Origin of the sequence: Achromobacter piechaudii NBRC 102461, from assembly GCF_001571245.1 — a bacterium.
GTDB classification, from domain to species: domain Bacteria; phylum Pseudomonadota; class Gammaproteobacteria; order Burkholderiales; family Burkholderiaceae_B; genus Achromobacter; species Achromobacter piechaudii.
Window position 1 is genome coordinate 182,566 of record NZ_BCTK01000012.1, and the last position, 14,479, is coordinate 197,044.

General features: G+C 65.6%; 14 protein-coding genes. 11 read left to right on the plus strand and 3 right to left on the minus strand.

Features of this window, described 5'->3' with window-relative positions:
- Positions 1-157: 157 nt before the first annotated feature.
- Positions 158-1,486 (minus strand): amidase, encoded by a 1,329-nt coding sequence (locus API01S_RS22260; RefSeq protein WP_050728280.1) that lies wholly within the window; start codon positions 1,484-1,486, stop codon positions 158-160.
- 320 nt (positions 1,487-1,806) lie between these two features.
- Between API01S_RS22260 and API01S_RS22265 the strand changes: the two genes are divergently transcribed.
- From API01S_RS22265 to API01S_RS22290, 6 genes are all read left to right on the plus strand, one after another.
- Positions 1,807-2,820 (plus strand): substrate-binding domain-containing protein, encoded by a 1,014-nt coding sequence (locus API01S_RS22265; RefSeq protein ID WP_006216773.1) that lies wholly within the window; start codon positions 1,807-1,809, stop codon positions 2,818-2,820.
- A 29-nt stretch (positions 2,821-2,849) separates the two neighbouring features.
- Positions 2,850-3,647: a phosphodiesterase gene (locus API01S_RS22270; protein WP_061306169.1), complete on the plus strand. Its 798-nt coding sequence runs from the start codon at positions 2,850-2,852 to the stop codon at positions 3,645-3,647.
- Between the two features lie 135 nt (positions 3,648-3,782).
- Positions 3,783-4,838: an ABC transporter ATP-binding protein gene (locus API01S_RS22275; protein WP_006216770.1), complete on the plus strand. Its 1,056-nt coding sequence runs from the start codon at positions 3,783-3,785 to the stop codon at positions 4,836-4,838.
- A gap of 33 nt (positions 4,839-4,871) precedes the next feature.
- Positions 4,872-6,167: an ABC transporter substrate-binding protein gene (locus API01S_RS22280; protein ID WP_006216769.1), complete on the plus strand. Its 1,296-nt coding sequence runs from the start codon at positions 4,872-4,874 to the stop codon at positions 6,165-6,167.
- 13 nt (positions 6,168-6,180) lie between these two features.
- Positions 6,181-7,056 carry a carbohydrate ABC transporter permease gene (locus tag API01S_RS22285; protein WP_006216768.1) on the plus strand — a complete coding sequence of 292 codons (876 nt, stop codon included), beginning with the start codon at positions 6,181-6,183 and terminating at the stop codon, positions 7,054-7,056.
- A complete protein-coding gene (locus tag API01S_RS22290; RefSeq protein WP_006216766.1) occupies positions 7,053-7,853 on the plus strand; it encodes a carbohydrate ABC transporter permease in 801 nt (266 codons plus the stop codon). Before API01S_RS22285 ends, API01S_RS22290 begins: the two co-directional genes overlap by 4 nt.
- Positions 7,854-7,923: 70 nt before the next feature.
- On the opposite strand, the gene API01S_RS22295 is transcribed toward API01S_RS22290, so the two are convergent.
- Both API01S_RS22295 and API01S_RS22300 read right to left on the minus strand, forming a co-directional pair.
- Positions 7,924-8,241 (minus strand): hypothetical protein, encoded by a 318-nt coding sequence (locus API01S_RS22295; protein WP_061306170.1) that lies wholly within the window; start codon positions 8,239-8,241, stop codon positions 7,924-7,926.
- 78 nt (positions 8,242-8,319) lie between these two features.
- Positions 8,320-8,661 carry a DUF1840 domain-containing protein gene (locus API01S_RS22300; RefSeq protein ID WP_006216763.1) on the minus strand — a complete coding sequence of 114 codons (342 nt, stop codon included), beginning with the start codon at positions 8,659-8,661 and terminating at the stop codon, positions 8,320-8,322.
- A gap of 304 nt (positions 8,662-8,965) precedes the next feature.
- Between API01S_RS22300 and argS the strand changes: the two genes are divergently transcribed.
- From argS to API01S_RS22325, 5 genes are all read left to right on the plus strand, one after another.
- Positions 8,966-10,651 carry an arginine--tRNA ligase gene (gene argS, locus API01S_RS22305; protein ID WP_006216761.1) on the plus strand — a complete coding sequence of 562 codons (1,686 nt, stop codon included), beginning with the start codon at positions 8,966-8,968 and terminating at the stop codon, positions 10,649-10,651.
- 9 nt (positions 10,652-10,660) lie between these two features.
- Positions 10,661-11,395, plus strand: coding sequence for an SPOR domain-containing protein (locus API01S_RS22310; RefSeq protein ID WP_061306171.1), 735 nt, complete (start codon positions 10,661-10,663; stop codon positions 11,393-11,395).
- A gap of 81 nt (positions 11,396-11,476) precedes the next feature.
- Entirely contained in the window at positions 11,477-12,109 is a 633-nt protein-coding gene (locus API01S_RS22315; RefSeq protein WP_061306172.1) for a thiol:disulfide interchange protein DsbA/DsbL, read from the plus strand.
- Positions 12,110-12,268: 159 nt separating this feature from the next.
- Entirely contained in the window at positions 12,269-13,486 is a 1,218-nt protein-coding gene (locus API01S_RS22320; protein WP_061306173.1) for an ABC transporter substrate-binding protein, read from the plus strand.
- Positions 13,465-14,448 carry an alpha/beta hydrolase family protein gene (locus API01S_RS22325; RefSeq protein WP_061306174.1) on the plus strand — a complete coding sequence of 328 codons (984 nt, stop codon included), beginning with the start codon at positions 13,465-13,467 and terminating at the stop codon, positions 14,446-14,448. The genes API01S_RS22320 and API01S_RS22325 overlap by 22 nt, the downstream gene beginning before the upstream one ends.
- The last annotated feature ends 31 nt before the right edge of the window (positions 14,449-14,479 follow it).

The window sequence follows — 14,479 nt, forward strand, 5'->3', positions numbered from 1 at the left end:
AGGCCAGCCCGAAACATGGGTTGGCCCTGACCCAGGAACACACCTCTTCTTGGCGCTACCGGCAAAAAAAAGCCCGCCTTATCGGCGGGCTTTCTGCTTTCCGGCTTCGGTAGTCAGCGTCGGCGTTCGGCTTTCAGCCGCCAGCCGCGCATCACGTTCACCCTCGCGGCCACATGTCGGACGCGCCGATGTCGGGCGCATTGGCCGCAAGCAGCTGCTCGTGGATCCACGCGCCGATCGCCAGGGTGCGATAGTCGTCATAGCGCTGACCGATCAGTTGCAGCCCCACGGGCAGGCCTTGCGGGCCGGTCGCGAAAGGCAGGTTCAGGCAGGGCAGGCCGAACAGCGTCCAGGGCCGCGAGAACTGCGGGTCGCCCGTGCCCAGGTCGGCGAAGGGCGCCTCACCGGCGGCGCTGGGCGCCAGCACCACGTCGTAGTCATCAAACCAGCTGTTCACGCGGGCACGCGACTCTTCGGCGCGGGCCAGATTCCTGATATGTTCCTCGGCCGTGATCTGCGCGCCGGCTTCCAGCACGGCCTGGATTTTCGGACTGAGCTGGCCAGCATGTTGCAGACGCTCGTAGGCCAGCGACTGCGACGCTTCGTACGCCATGATGTCGGCGTGCAACTGCACCAGCATGCAATCCTGGGACGGCAGCGGCACTTCCTTTACGACGGCCCCCGCGCGCGACAGCGTGGCCGCAGCCTGCGCGAACGCTTCTTTCGTCTCGGCCTGCGCGTGCCGCCATTGCAGCGTGCGGCACATGCCCACGCGCGGCTTGGCGTCGTAGGACAGATTCTGCATGCGCGCATCGCGCATCATCACCGAGGCAAACAACGCCACATCAGGCACCGACCGTGCAAAGCCGCCGACAGTGTCCAGCGACTCGGCCAGGCTTTTCACGCCGGCGCGGGGAATGGCCCCGAACGTAGGCTTGAAGCCGACGATGCCGCAGTAGGACGCAGGACGGATGATCGACCCCGCCGTTTGCGAGCCCAGCGCGAAGGGCACCATGTCGTCGGCGACGGCGGCGGCGGACCCGCTGGACGAGCCGCCCGGCGTGTAGGCTTCGTTGCGCGGGTTACGCGTGGGGCCGGCCTGGTAGGTGGCGAATTCGGTGGTGACGGTCTTGCCCACCACGATGGCCCCCGCGCCACGGCAAAGCGCCACGGCCGCGGCGTCCAGGCCGGGGCGATGGCGTTCGTAGATGGGTGACCCGTAGCGGGTGGGCAGGTCGACGGTGTCGAACAGGTCTTTGACGCCGATCGGCAGACCGTGCAGCGGGCCTTGCAACGGGCCATCGTCCAGCACCTGGGCAACGTCCAGCGCCGCCTGCTTTTGCAGCGCGGTCCAGGCATGGATGGTGTTCTCGCGCTGCTCGATGCGCGCAAAACAGGCACGCACCAGTTGCACCGCGGTTAACTCGCGCCGTTGCAGCTTGCGCGCGGCTTGAACCGCGCCAAGGCTGTTTAAGGCAGTAGACATTTTCCTTTCCTCTTTACCGGCGCCGCGCAAGGCGCGGCAGCTGATTACGCACCCGGTCCCCTTGACCGAGGGGTCTGTCCTTTGCGATCCCGGCGCCAGGGCGACGGGGTGGCGAGCGAACCGATCCCAGCCATTGTGCGCACCGCGTCAATTAGGAAAAACACCAGAAACACCGTGTTTTCCAGGGTAGAACGACTGCGTCGCGCCTTGGCTTTATGTTGTTGCGTTCACGTCAGCATAGCGCAAACCCGTGCAACACAAAGGTCATATTTGTCTTGTAAGATGAAAACGTTTTCAGCAAATCGACAATCGACCTCGGTATGGCTACGCGCCCGTCGCCCCGCTTTTCCATCATTGAAGTGGCCCGCAAGGCTGGCGTATCGCCGGCGACGGTTTCGCGCGCGTTCAACCAGCCTGAAATCGTGCATCCGGACACCTTGGCGCACATCCGCAACGTGGCCAAGCGCGCGGGGTTCAGGCCCAATCGTGTGGGCCGCAGCCTGCGTTCGGGCAGCACCCGCACCATCGGCCTGATCCTGCCCACGCTGTCCAATCCGGTGTTTGCCGAGTGCTTCGAAGGCGCCGAGCGCCGCGCGCGCGAATCGGGCTACAGCGTCATGCTGACCGCCACCGGCTACGACCCGGCCGTTGAGTCCGCCGCCGTGCAGGGCCTGATCGATCATCAAGTGGATGGCCTGATCCTGACCGTGGCCGACGTCAACAAAAGCGCCACGCTGGACGACCTGGACAGCGCCGGCATGCCCTACGTGCTGGTCTACAACGAGTCCGCGACGCACCCATTCGCGTCCGTGGACAACCGCGCCGCGGCCAGCGACATGGTCGCCCACCTGGCCGCGCTGGGGCATCGCCGCATCGCACTGGTGACGGGCCCGTTGACCGCGTCGGACCGCGCCAGGCGCCGCCTGAGCGGCGCGCGCGCCTGCGCCAAGAAGCTGGGCCTGGACACCGTGCAGCACATCGCGATGAGCTCGCACACGGGCAGCGACGCCGACGTACTCAAGGCCGCCTTGCGCGGCAAACAGGCGCCTACCGCGTTGTTCTGCTCAAACGACTTGCTCGCCACCGCCGTCATCGCCGACCTGGTGGCGCTGGGCTTGCGCGTGCCTTCCGATATTTCGGTATGCGGTTTTGACGGCATGCGCTTTGGCGCATTGCTGACGCCGCCGCTGACGACGGTGGCGCAACCCAGCGACGGCATCGGACAGACGGCGTGCTCGAACCTGCTGGCGCAGATCCATGGCCAGCCCGCCCAATCGAATCGCCTGCCGCATTGCATCGTGGTGGGCGGCACCGCGGCCTCGGTACGCCGCTGAACCTTTCCATTCCGACATACGCACGCATCATGCTTATTGCCCAAATCACCGACCTGCACATGCGCACCCCGGGCGACAAGGCCTACGGTGTCATCGACCCGGCCGCCTTCCTGGCGCCGGCCGTGCTCGCGCTGAACGCGCTGACGCCCCGGCCCGACTGCGTGCTGATCACGGGCGACCTCACCGACCTGGGGCGCCCGCATGAATACCAGGTGCTGCGCGAGCATCTGCAAGCACTGGAGATTCCCTATTTCCTGCTGCCGGGCAATCACGACGACCGCACCCAATTGCGCGCCGCTTTTCCCGACCACACCTACTTGCAGGGCGCCGGCCCCTTCATCCAGTACGCCATCGAGACCTATCCGCTGCGCCTGCTGGCGCTGGACACGGTGGTGCCGATGAAAAGCCACGGCGAACTGTGCCAGGACCGGCTCGATTGGCTGGCCGCGCGCCTGGCCGAACAGCCCGACCGGCCCACGTTGGTGCTGATGCACCATCCGCCGTTCCTGACCGGCATCGAACACATGGACGCCATCGGCCTGCTGGCCGGCGCGCCGGAACTGGAACGCATCGTGTCGCGCTTTCCGAATGTGGAGCGCGTGCTGTGCGGCCATCTGCACCGCACCATCTTCCAGCGTTTTGGCGGCACGATCGCATCCACCTGTCCCGGCACCGCACACCAATTGGCGCTTGAACTGGGACCGCGCCCGACGCTGCAATACATCATGGAACCGCCCGGCTACCAGCTGCATTGGTGGCAAGGCGCGAGCCTGGTCACGCATCACGCGGTGCTGGGGGATTACCCGGGTCCTTATCCGTTTGCATGAACGCGGCGCGAGGGTTGCGCCGCTGAGTTTGAGGCCGTCAGGCTTGCCACGAATCCGTCATGTTTGCGCTGCACAATGAAAAGGTTTTCATAACAGGCAACAATGCGGATCTAACAATTAGATCGTCGAGACAGCATGTCATCCATCGTCCTGGATAACCTCACCAAACAGTACGGCAGCGCCGCCGCCATCCACGGCGTGAGCTTCACGGTGCCTGCCGGCAGCTTCACGGTTCTGCTGGGCCCGTCGGGCTGCGGCAAGTCGACCACCTTGCGCATGATCGCCGGCCTGGATACGCCAACGTCCGGCACCATACGCATCGGCGAGCGCGACGTCACGCAGTTGCCGCCGGCCAAGCGCCGCATCTCCATGGTGTTTCAGTCCTACGCGCTGTTCCCGCACCTGTCGGTGCGCGAGAACATCCTGTTCGGCCTGAAAGTGCGCAAGGAACCCGCGCGCGACTTCGAACGGCGCTTGCAGCGCGTGGCCAGCCTGTTGGGCCTGGGCCATCTGCTGGACCGCAAGCCCTCGCAATTGTCGGGTGGCCAGCAACAGCGCGTGGCGCTGGGGCGCGCGGTGATTTCCGAGGCGCCGGTGTGCCTGATGGACGAGCCGCTGTCCAACCTGGACGCGCAGCTGCGCCACGAAATGCGCCGCGAGATCCGCGCCTTGCAGCAGGACTTGGGCATCACGATGGTCTACGTCACGCACGACCAGACCGAGGCGATGAGCATGGCCGATCAGGTGGTGCTGTTGCGTGGCGGCCAGATCGAACAGCACGACACCCCGGACGGCCTGTATGCGCGGCCGGCCAGCGAATTCGCGGCGCGCTTTATCGGCACGCCGCCCATGAACCTGATCGGGCTGGCCGCCGCGAGCGGCGCGGCCGTCATCGCCGGCACGCAAGGCCCCGTGATCGCGAACGCGCCGGCCGGCGCGGTCAAGCTGGGCGTGCGCCCTGAACACATCCGCATCGATAGCGCCGGCATCCCGGCCATCGTCGAAAGCGTCGAATACTTCGGCGCGGACTCCATCGTGGTGTGCCGCGTTGGCGACACCAGCGGCGTGGCCGTGAGGGTGGGCGGCCATCTGCGCGCCCGCGCCGGCGAGGCCCTGGGCCTGTCGTGGCAAGACGGGCAACAGCATTTCTTTGCCGCCGATTCGGCGGTCATCAACACCGTCGGGCGCTAGTAGCCGCCCATTGCACTGGAAAGGAAACGCACCATGCGACGCATCGTTCTGAAGACCCTGGCCGCCAGCCTGGCCGCCGCTTGCCTGTCCCTGCCTGCTCAGGCGCAAAACAAACCCGTCGAGGTTGAGTTCTATTACCCGGTCGCCGTCGGCGGCCCGATCACCAAGATCGTCGACGACATGGTCGCGGATTTCCAAAAGGAGAATCCCGACATCAAGATCAAGCCGATCTATGCCGGCTCGTATCAGGACTCCATCGCCAAGGCGCTGACGGCGCTCAAGGGCGGCACGCCGCCGCAATTGGCCGTGCTGCTGTCCACCGACATGTTCACGCTGATCGATGAAGACGCCATCGTGCCGATCGATTCGCTGGCCAAGAGCGATGCCGACAAGAAGTGGCTGGGCGGCTTCTATGACGCCTTCATGCAGAACAGCCGCACGGGCGGCCACACCTGGGGCGTGCCGTTCCAGCGTTCGACCATCGTGATGTACTACAACAAGGACCTGTTCAAGGCAGCGGGCCTGGATCCGGAACGCGCGCCGGCCACCTGGGCGGAGCTGGTCGACTACGGCAAGAAGCTGACCCGGCAGGACGCCTCGGGCAACACGACGCAATGGGGCATCGAGATCCCGTCGGGCGGCGCGTTCGCGTACTGGCTGTTCCAGGCGCTGACCACGCCCAACGGCGCCATCCTGATGAACGAAGCCGGCAACGAGGTCTACCTGGACAAGCCGGCAGTGGTGGAAGCCGCGCAGTTCTGGCGCGACCTGTCCGCCAAGCACAAGATCATGCCGACCGGCACCATCGACTGGGGCACCACGCCCAAGGACTTCCTGGAAAAGAAGGCCGCCATGGTCTGGACCACGACCGGCAACCTGACCAACATCCGCAAGAACGCCGACTTCCCGTTCGGCGTGGCGATGATGCCGCAGCAAAAGCGCGGCGGCAGCCCCACGGGCGGCGGCAACTTCTACATCTTCAAGAGCGGCACGCCCGCGCAGCAACAGGCCGCGCTGAAGTTCGCTCAGTGGGTCACCACGCCGGAACGCGCGGCCGACTGGAGCATCGCCACCGGCTACGTGGCCGTGACGCCAGCCGCCTGGCAGACCGAGAAGATGAAGAAGTACGCGCAGGAAGTGCCGGCCGCCGCGGTCGCGCGCGACCAGCTGGAAGTCAGCGTGGCGGAATTTTCCACGCATGAAAACCAGCGCGTCACCAAGACCCTGAACGACGCGCTGCAAGCGGCGCTGACGGGTTCGAAGACGCCGCAGCAGGCGCTGACCGACGCGCAGCGCGAGGCCGATCGCATCCTGCGTCCCTACAAATAAACCGACAAGCACGATGAGCCGCTCTTTACATGCGCTTTATGGCTGGCTGCTTCTGCTGCCAGCCATCGTGCTGCTCGCCGCGTTCACACATTACCCGGCGCTGGCGACGCTTTGGCACAGCTTTTTCTCCACGCCCAAGGGCGCGCGTCCGGCGCGTTTCGTGGGCCTGGAGAACTACGCCGTCATGCGTGACGATCCGGTGTTCTGGCAGTCGCTGTGGAACAACCTGTGGTTTGCGCTGGGCACGATCCCCACGTCGATCGGCATCGCGCTGATCATGGCGCTGTGGGTGAACCGCAATCTGCGCGGCCGTGGCTTTTTACGCATGGCGTACTTCACGCCCACGGTGCTGCCGATGGTGGCGGTGGCCAACATCTGGCTGTTTTTCTACACGCCGCAATACGGCTTGATCGCGCAGGTGATGGGCTGGTTCGGGTCGCCCGGCCCGAACTGGCTGGGCAACCGCGAGACCGCCTTGCCGGCGCTGATGCTCGTGACCGTCTGGAAGGAATCCGGCTTTTTCATGATCTTCTACCTGGCCGCCTTGCAGACGGTGTCGCCGTCGCTGCGCGAGGCCGCCATGCTGGAAGGCGCGTCACGCTGGCAGTATTTCCGCCGCATCCTGTGGCCGCTCCTGATGCCCACCACGTTGTTCGTGCTGATCAATGCGCTGATCAATGCGTTCCGGCTGGTCGATCACGTGGTCGTGATGACGCGCGGCGGGCCGGACAACGCCAGCACCTTGCTGCTGTATTACATCTACCAGGTGGGTTTCAGTTTCTGGGACACGGCTTACGCCGCCACGCTGACCGTCGTGTTGCTGGTGGTACTGGCGCTGACCGCGCTGTTCAAGTTCCGCTGGCTGGATCGCAGGACGCACTATCAATGAAAGACAAGCTAGATACCCTGGGCGCATGGGCGCTTGGCCTGCTGTGGATCCTGCCGCTGGCCTACGCGATGTGGGCGGCATTCCACCCGCCCGCCTACGCCACCCGCTTCGAGCTGTTCGCACCGCTGACGCTGGATAATTTCGCGCGCGCCTGGCAGGCCGCGCCGTTTCCACGTTACTTCCTCAACACCTTCCTGCTGGTCACGATGGTGCTGGCCGCGCAGCTGGTGCTGTCGACGCTGGCGGGTTACGCGTTCGCGCGCTTCGAGTTCCGCGGCCGCGACTTCGTCTTCATGCTGGTGCTGCTACAGCTGATGATCATGCCGGACGTGCTGCTGGTGGAGAACTACCGGTCCATGAGCCAGCTTGGCATCCGCGACACGGTGTTCGCCATCGGCCTGCCGTACTTCGCTTCCGCCTTCGGCATCTTCCTGTTGCGCCAGACGTTCAAGACGGTGCCGCGCGAGCTGGAAGAGGCCGCGCGCATGGAAGGCGCCAGCGCGATGCAGATTCTCTGGAAGGTGTATGTGCCGCTGGCCAAGCCGATCTACGTGGCCTACGGGCTGGTGTCGGTCAGCCACCACTGGAACAACTTCCTGTGGCCGCTGATCATCACCAACTCGGTCGAATCCCGGCCGCTGACGGTGGGCTTGCAGGTGTTCTCGTCCACGGACCAGGGCATCGACTGGTCGGTCATCACCGCCGCGACGCTGATGTCGGCCGCGCCCCTGCTGATTGCATTCCTGCTGTTCCAGCGGCAATTCGTGCAATCGTTCATGCGGGCGGGCATCCGGTAGTTCCGGACGCGTGCCGGCAAGAAAAATCCCCGCCTTGGCGGGGATTTTTACGTTTGCCAAGCCCGCGCCGTCAGTAGCCGACGGTCAGGCCCGGCAGGTCGACGGTGATGCGCGGGCGTTCCAGCGCCAGCGCCAGATGCTCGGCGAATTCGCGGGCTTCCTTGGTGTCGGTGGACAGGGTGTCGTAGCCCAGCGCGTCGGCCACGCCCAGCACCTTGTCCAGCAACAGCACTTTGCCGCTGGGCCGCAGGGGTTCGCAGCCCAGGGTTTCCCAGGCGCCGTCGAACCAGTCGCGCGCGTCGCTCTGGCGCTGCGGGGACGGCTCGACCGTCGCGCTCAGGTCCAGCGACTGGCGGGTGTTGAAAACAATGGTGATGTCGCTGCGCATAAAGAATTCCTTGAATGGGCGTCAGGCGGCAAGGGTAGGCAAAAATCGCCGGTCAGATTGTCCGTCCGGCGACATTGCTTACCACCCGCGCGAGGCTTCCCAGGTGACTTCGACGCCGGCAGCCTGCGATTGCCGCAACATGTCCAGCAGGGGGAAAGCGCGTTCCTTCAGGCCAACCGCGCGCGCCATGGCGGATCGGGGCGCCTTGTCTTCGTCGTCGTCGTCATCTTCCGGATGCTCGGCGATCTGGATCGCGTGTTCGATGCCGCTGATGGCGGGGGCCAGTTGCTCGACCGTGAAAACGCCGCGCTCGGGAATCTTGTCGCCAACAGGCTTGCCCGCCGCTTGCAGGATGGGGCCGGCGTGGTCGGACAGCATCAGGACTTCGGCCACAACCTTGGAGTGAAAGGTAATCAGCATATTGTCGTCTCCCTCAATGAATACGTTACGTACACTACCGCAACGCCCCCTTGATGCCAACTGGCGCCTCCGGGCACGCCAGCGTGACGCGTCGCCGGGCGCGTGCCTCGCCGCCTAGGCATTTGATTTTGTTGACAGTTCTGCCGCCAACCCGAACGCTTGACGGACGGTTTCGGCCCTCAGGGCCGCCGGTTGGGCTGCCAAATCAACTATCATTCCGGATGATTCCCGTGACACCGCCGGCCCGGACACCGTCCGTTTGATCGCCGCCTTGGTCACTCACCCAGAACTACTTCAGACGCCCATGCTCCCCGAGCAACAAAAACAGCTTATCTCCCTGATCCAGGCCGCCGTCGCGCAGAGCCTTCCCGACGCCCAGGCCAACGTGCTGCTGGAGCGCCCCAAGGTCGCCGCCCACGGCGACGTCGCCACCAACGTGGCCATGCAGCTGGCCAAGCCGGCCCGCCGCAACCCGCGCGAACTCGCCCAAGCCATCGTGGACGCGTTGATGGCCGCCCCCGGCGCCCGTGATCTGGTCGACAGCGCTGAAATCGCCGGCCCCGGCTTCATCAACCTGCGCATCACCGCCGCCGCCCGCCAGGCCGTCATCGCCGCCGTCGCAGAGCAGGGCGCAAGCTATGGCCGCGCCCCCCGCAGCGGTGAAAAGATCCTGGTTGAATTCGTGTCGGCCAACCCCACCGGCCCGCTGCACGTGGGCCACGCCCGCCAGGCCGCGCTGGGCGACGCCCTCTGCCGCCTGTATGACGCCATCGGCTGGGACGTTACCCGCGAGTTCTATTACAACGACGCCGGCAACCAGATCCACAATCTGGCCATCAGCGTGCAGGCGCGCGCCCGTGGGCTGACGACCGAGTCGCCCGACTGGCCGGCCGACGGCTACAAGGGCGACTACATCGCCGACATCGCGCGCGACTTCCAGGACGGCAAGACCATCCAGCCGTCCGACGGCGAACCCGTCACCGCCACCGGCAACATCGACAACCTGGACGACATCCGCGTCTTCGCCGTGGCCTATCTGCGCCGCGAACAAGACCTGGACCTGCAAGCGTTCGGTCTGGCCTTCGACAACTACTACCTGGAAAGCTCGCTGTACACGTCGGGCCGGGTCGAAGCCACCGTCAACGCGCTGATCGCCGGCGGCCATACCTATGAAGAGGGCGGCGCGCTGTGGTTGCGCACCACCGAACTGGGCACGGGCGACGACAAAGACCGCGTCATGCGCAAGAGCGAAGGCGGCTACACCTATTTCGTGCCGGACGTGGCCTACCACAAGGCCAAATGGGAACGCGGCTTTCACCGCGCCGTGAACATCCAGGGCAGCGACCACCACGGCACCGTGGCCCGCGTGCGCGCCGGCCTGCAAGCGCTGGGAGAGGGCATCCCGAAGGATTACCCGTCTTACGTGCTGCACAAGATGGTCAAGGTGATGCGCGGCGGCGAAGAGGTCAAGATCTCCAAGCGCGCCGGCAGCTACGTCACCATGCGCGACCTGATCGACTGGGTGGGCCGCGACGCCGTGCGCTACTTCCTGATCCAGCGCCGCGCCGACACCGAATTCGTGTTTGACGTGGACCTGGCCTTGTCGAAAAGCGACGAGAACCCGGTCTATTACATCCAGTACGCCCACGCTCGCATCAGCACGATGATCAACAACGCCGGCATGCCCGCCGCCGACGTGGCTGCCGCCGATACGTCCCTGCTGACCGCGCCGTCCGAATTCGCCCTGATGCAACGCCTGGCCGAATTCCCCAACGTGGTGGCGCTGGCCGCGCAGGATCTGTCGCCGCACCACATCGCGTTCTGGCTGCGCGATTGCGCATCGGACTTCCACGCCTGGTACGCGGCTGAACGCGTGCTGGTCGACGACGTCGCCCTGAAACTGGCCCGTCTGCGGCTGGCCGCAACCACGCGTCAGGTCCTGGCCAACGGCCTGGAGCTGATGGGCGTGTCCGCGCCCGAGCGGATGTAACATCGGTTCATGGCAACCAAGCGAAAAACCACCCGCCGTTCCTCAGGCGAAAGCGGCAGCACCCTTTACGGGGCGCTCGCCGGCCTGCTCATCGGTCTGATCGTGGCCGCCGTCGTGGCCTTCTACGTCACCAAGGCCCCCGTACCCTTCGTGGACCGGGCCAGCCGCCAGGGCGACACGGGCAAGCTGCCCGACCCGCGCCAGGCGCCGGATCCGAACGCGGGCCTGTATGGCCGCGACGGCGCGGCAGGAGCCCCACCCACTGGTCCCACCGCCACCGCGCCCGCTCCCTTGCCGGGCGCTGGCACCGGCGCAGCGTCCAAGCCGGATGAAACGCCGTCCCGCCTGGACGACCTGGGCGCGTTGATCGCCACGCTGCCGTCCACCGCCAAACCGCAGGCGACGGCACCGGCGCCGGCCGCCGTCGCGTCCAATCAAGCACCGAGCCCGGCGCCCACGCCTCTGTCCAAGCCCGCGCCCGCGCCGACCGCCAAGGCCGCCGCCCCCGCAGCAACCGGCACGTACTATCTGCAAGCCGGCGCGTTCCGAGGCGAGAACGATGCGGAATCGCTCAAGGCCCGCATCATTCTTCTGGGTCTGCCGGTCGCCGTGCAAAAGGCCGAAGTGAATGGCAAGCCGCTGAACCGCGTGCGCGTCGGCCCGTTCGCGCGGCTGGACGATATGAACCGGGCGCGCGGCCGCCTGGGTGAAAACAAGATCGAAACCGCCGTGGTGCGCCAGTAGGCCGCTCCGGCGCTATTTTTTGCATTGAACTAATCCGGCCCCGGGCCTGTCTGTAACTTTTTACTCAGGAACCTCTCATCCATGTTGTCCCCCAAGATCCTTCGCATCATGGCCGCGGCCGCGTTGACCGCCTCCACGTTCTTCAGTCCGGTCAGCCAGGCTCAAGGCTCGCAAGCCTATGTGGCCATCAACCCGCCGCTGCCCTCTGATACTCCGGGCAAAGTGGAAGTGCTGGAATTCTTCGCCTACACCTGCCCGCACTGCGCCGCCATGGAACCCATGGTTGAAACCTGGGCCAAGACCGCCCCGTCCGACGTGGTGCTCAAGCAGGTTCCCATCGCCTTCAACGCCGGCATGAAGCCGCTGCAGCAGGTCTATTACACGTTCATGGCCCTGGAACGCCCCGACCTGCACGCCAAGTTCTTCACCGCCATCCACGGTGAAAACAAGCGCCTGTTCGACAAGAAGTCGATGGGCGAGTGGGCCGCCACGCAAGGCGTGGACCGCGCCAAGTTCGATTCCATCTTCGACTCGTTCAGCGTGCAGACCCAAGTGCAGCGCGCCACGCAGTTGGCCGACGCCTACCGCATCGAAGGCACCCCGTCGTTTGCCGTGGGTGGCAAGTTCATGACCTCGCCGGTCATGGCGGGCAACAGCTACGAAGGCGCCATCAAGGAAATCGACGTCCTGATCCCGATGGCACGCAACAAGTAATTCTTTTCGCACACGCGAACCAGACGCCCCGGCCGCATGGCCGGGGCGTTTTCTTTTGAGGAATCGCTGAGAAAGTCTTCCATCCTTTTGAACTCGCGGCGCTACACTTTTGCCACGAGAATTCGCCGCAACGACGGCATCAAAAAGGGTGGAAGACAAATGAAGCAGCAATTCCTGCGCAAGCGCGCGGCATTGGCGCTGGGCCTGAGCCTGGCTTTTGCGGCCAGCGCCGCGCATGCCAGCACGGCGGACGGCGTCAAGATCGGCGTCCTCACGGACATGGCGGGCGTGACCGCCGACGCCACTGGCAAGGGCTCGGTGGAAGCCGCCCGACTGGCCATCGAAGAGGTGGGCGGCAGCGTGTTGGGCAAGCCGATCTCGCTGGTCTCGGGCGACCATCAACACCGCCCCGATATCGGCAGCAGCATGGTCCGCAAGTGGTACGACACCGACGGCGTGGACGTGGTGGTGGACGTGCCCAATTCCTCGGTCGCGCTGGCGGTGCAGGGCATTGCGCGCGAAAAGAAAAAGCTGGTGCTGTTCTCCAGCCCCGGCACCACCGCGTTGTCGCAGGCGCAATGCTCGCCCTATGGCGTGCAGTGGACCTACACCACCTATGCCTTGTCGCGCGGCACCGCAACCGCCGTGGTCAACGAAGGCAACAAGCGCTGGTTCATCCTGGCCTCGGACTACGCGTTCGGCAAGCAGTTGGCGGCCGACACCGAGGCGGTCGTCAAGGCCAGCGGCGGCGAAGACGTCGGCACCGTCTTTCACCCGCTCAACGCCTCCGACTTCGCGTCTTTCCTGCTTCAGGCGCAGGGCTCGAAAGCGCAGATCATTGCCATCGCCAACGCGGGCGGCGACACCATTTCGGCCATCAAGCAGGCGGCGGAATTCGGCATCGGCGGCGCGCAGCAGCTGGCGGCCATGCTGCTGCTGATCACCGACGTGCACAGCCTGGGCTTGCAGGCGGCGCAAAAGACCTACCTGACCGTGCCCTCGTATTGGGACATGAATGACGGCACGCGCGCCTTCACCAAGAAGTTCGAGGCCCGCGTCGGCCGTCCGCCGACCTTCCTGCAAGCAGGCGTGTACAGCTCGGTGCGTCACTACCTGCAAGCCGTGAAGGCGGCCGGCACGGCGGACGCCGACGCGGTGATGGCCAAGATGAAAGCGCTACCCATCGATGACCCGTTCAGCATGAATGCCCACATCCGCGAAGACGGCCTGGTGGTGCGCGACATGATGCTGGCGCAGGTCAAGACGCCCGCGCAATCCAAGGCGCCCTGGGACTACTACAACATCGTGCGCAGCATCCCCGGCGACACGCTCGCGTGGCCGCTGTCGGACAGCCAATGCCCGCTGGTCAAGCGATGACCCCGTCCCCCGCCCAAACCGTCACGCTGGCCGATTTCGGCAGCTTCTATGCGGGCGGCAGACCGGTGCGCATCGCTGGCCTGCCGCAGCGCGACATCGCGTTCACCAAGAGCGCGTCGCTCGCCTACGACCCCAATGGCCTGTACCACTTTGAACAGGCCTATGTGCAGTACTTCATCCCGGCGCGCCTCGCGCATCCGCTTCCGATCGTGCTGCTGCATGGCGGCGGCATGACGGGTGCGATGTGGGAACAGACGCCTGACGGACGCGCTGGCTGGATGCAGCATTTCCTGCGCCAGGGTCATGCGGTGTATGTGGTGGACAACGTCGAACGTGGACGCGCTGGATGGGCGCCTTTCGAACAGGTCTGGCCGGAACCGCCCATCATCCGCACGGCAGAGGAAAGCTGGTCGCTGTTTCGCATGGGCCGCGCCGAAGACTTCAACACGCGCCGCGCATTCGCCGGGCTGCGCTTTCCGGTTGGGGCGTTCGACGATTTCATCCGGCACGCGGTGCCACGCTGGTTGGGCAATAACGATGCAGCGCTGCATGGTTTCTGCGCGGCGCTGGATCGCATCGGCCCCTGCCTGGTGGTGGCGCACAGCCATGGCGGCGAGGTCGCCTATCGAGCCCTGCATGCGCGGCCCGATCTGGTGCGCGGTGTGATCGGCATCGAACCTTCGGGTTTCTCTGCCGAGGTCTCGACAGCCGCCGTGGCGAATAAGCCGTTCCTGTTCGTCTACGGCGACTTCCTGGACGCCACGCCGTTGTGGCAGCGCCTTGTCGCCAGCGGCCGGGAGTATGCCGATGCCCTGGCGCGCCACGGCGCCAGGGTCGACACGTGGCGGCTGGCGGACATGGGCATCGCGGGCAATTCACACATGCCGATGATGGACGACAACAGCGACGAGATTGCCCAGCGCATCGGCGCGTGGATCCGCGAGGCGGCGACCGGGCAATAGGGCGGCCGTCGCCGCAAGGGCGACGGCGTGG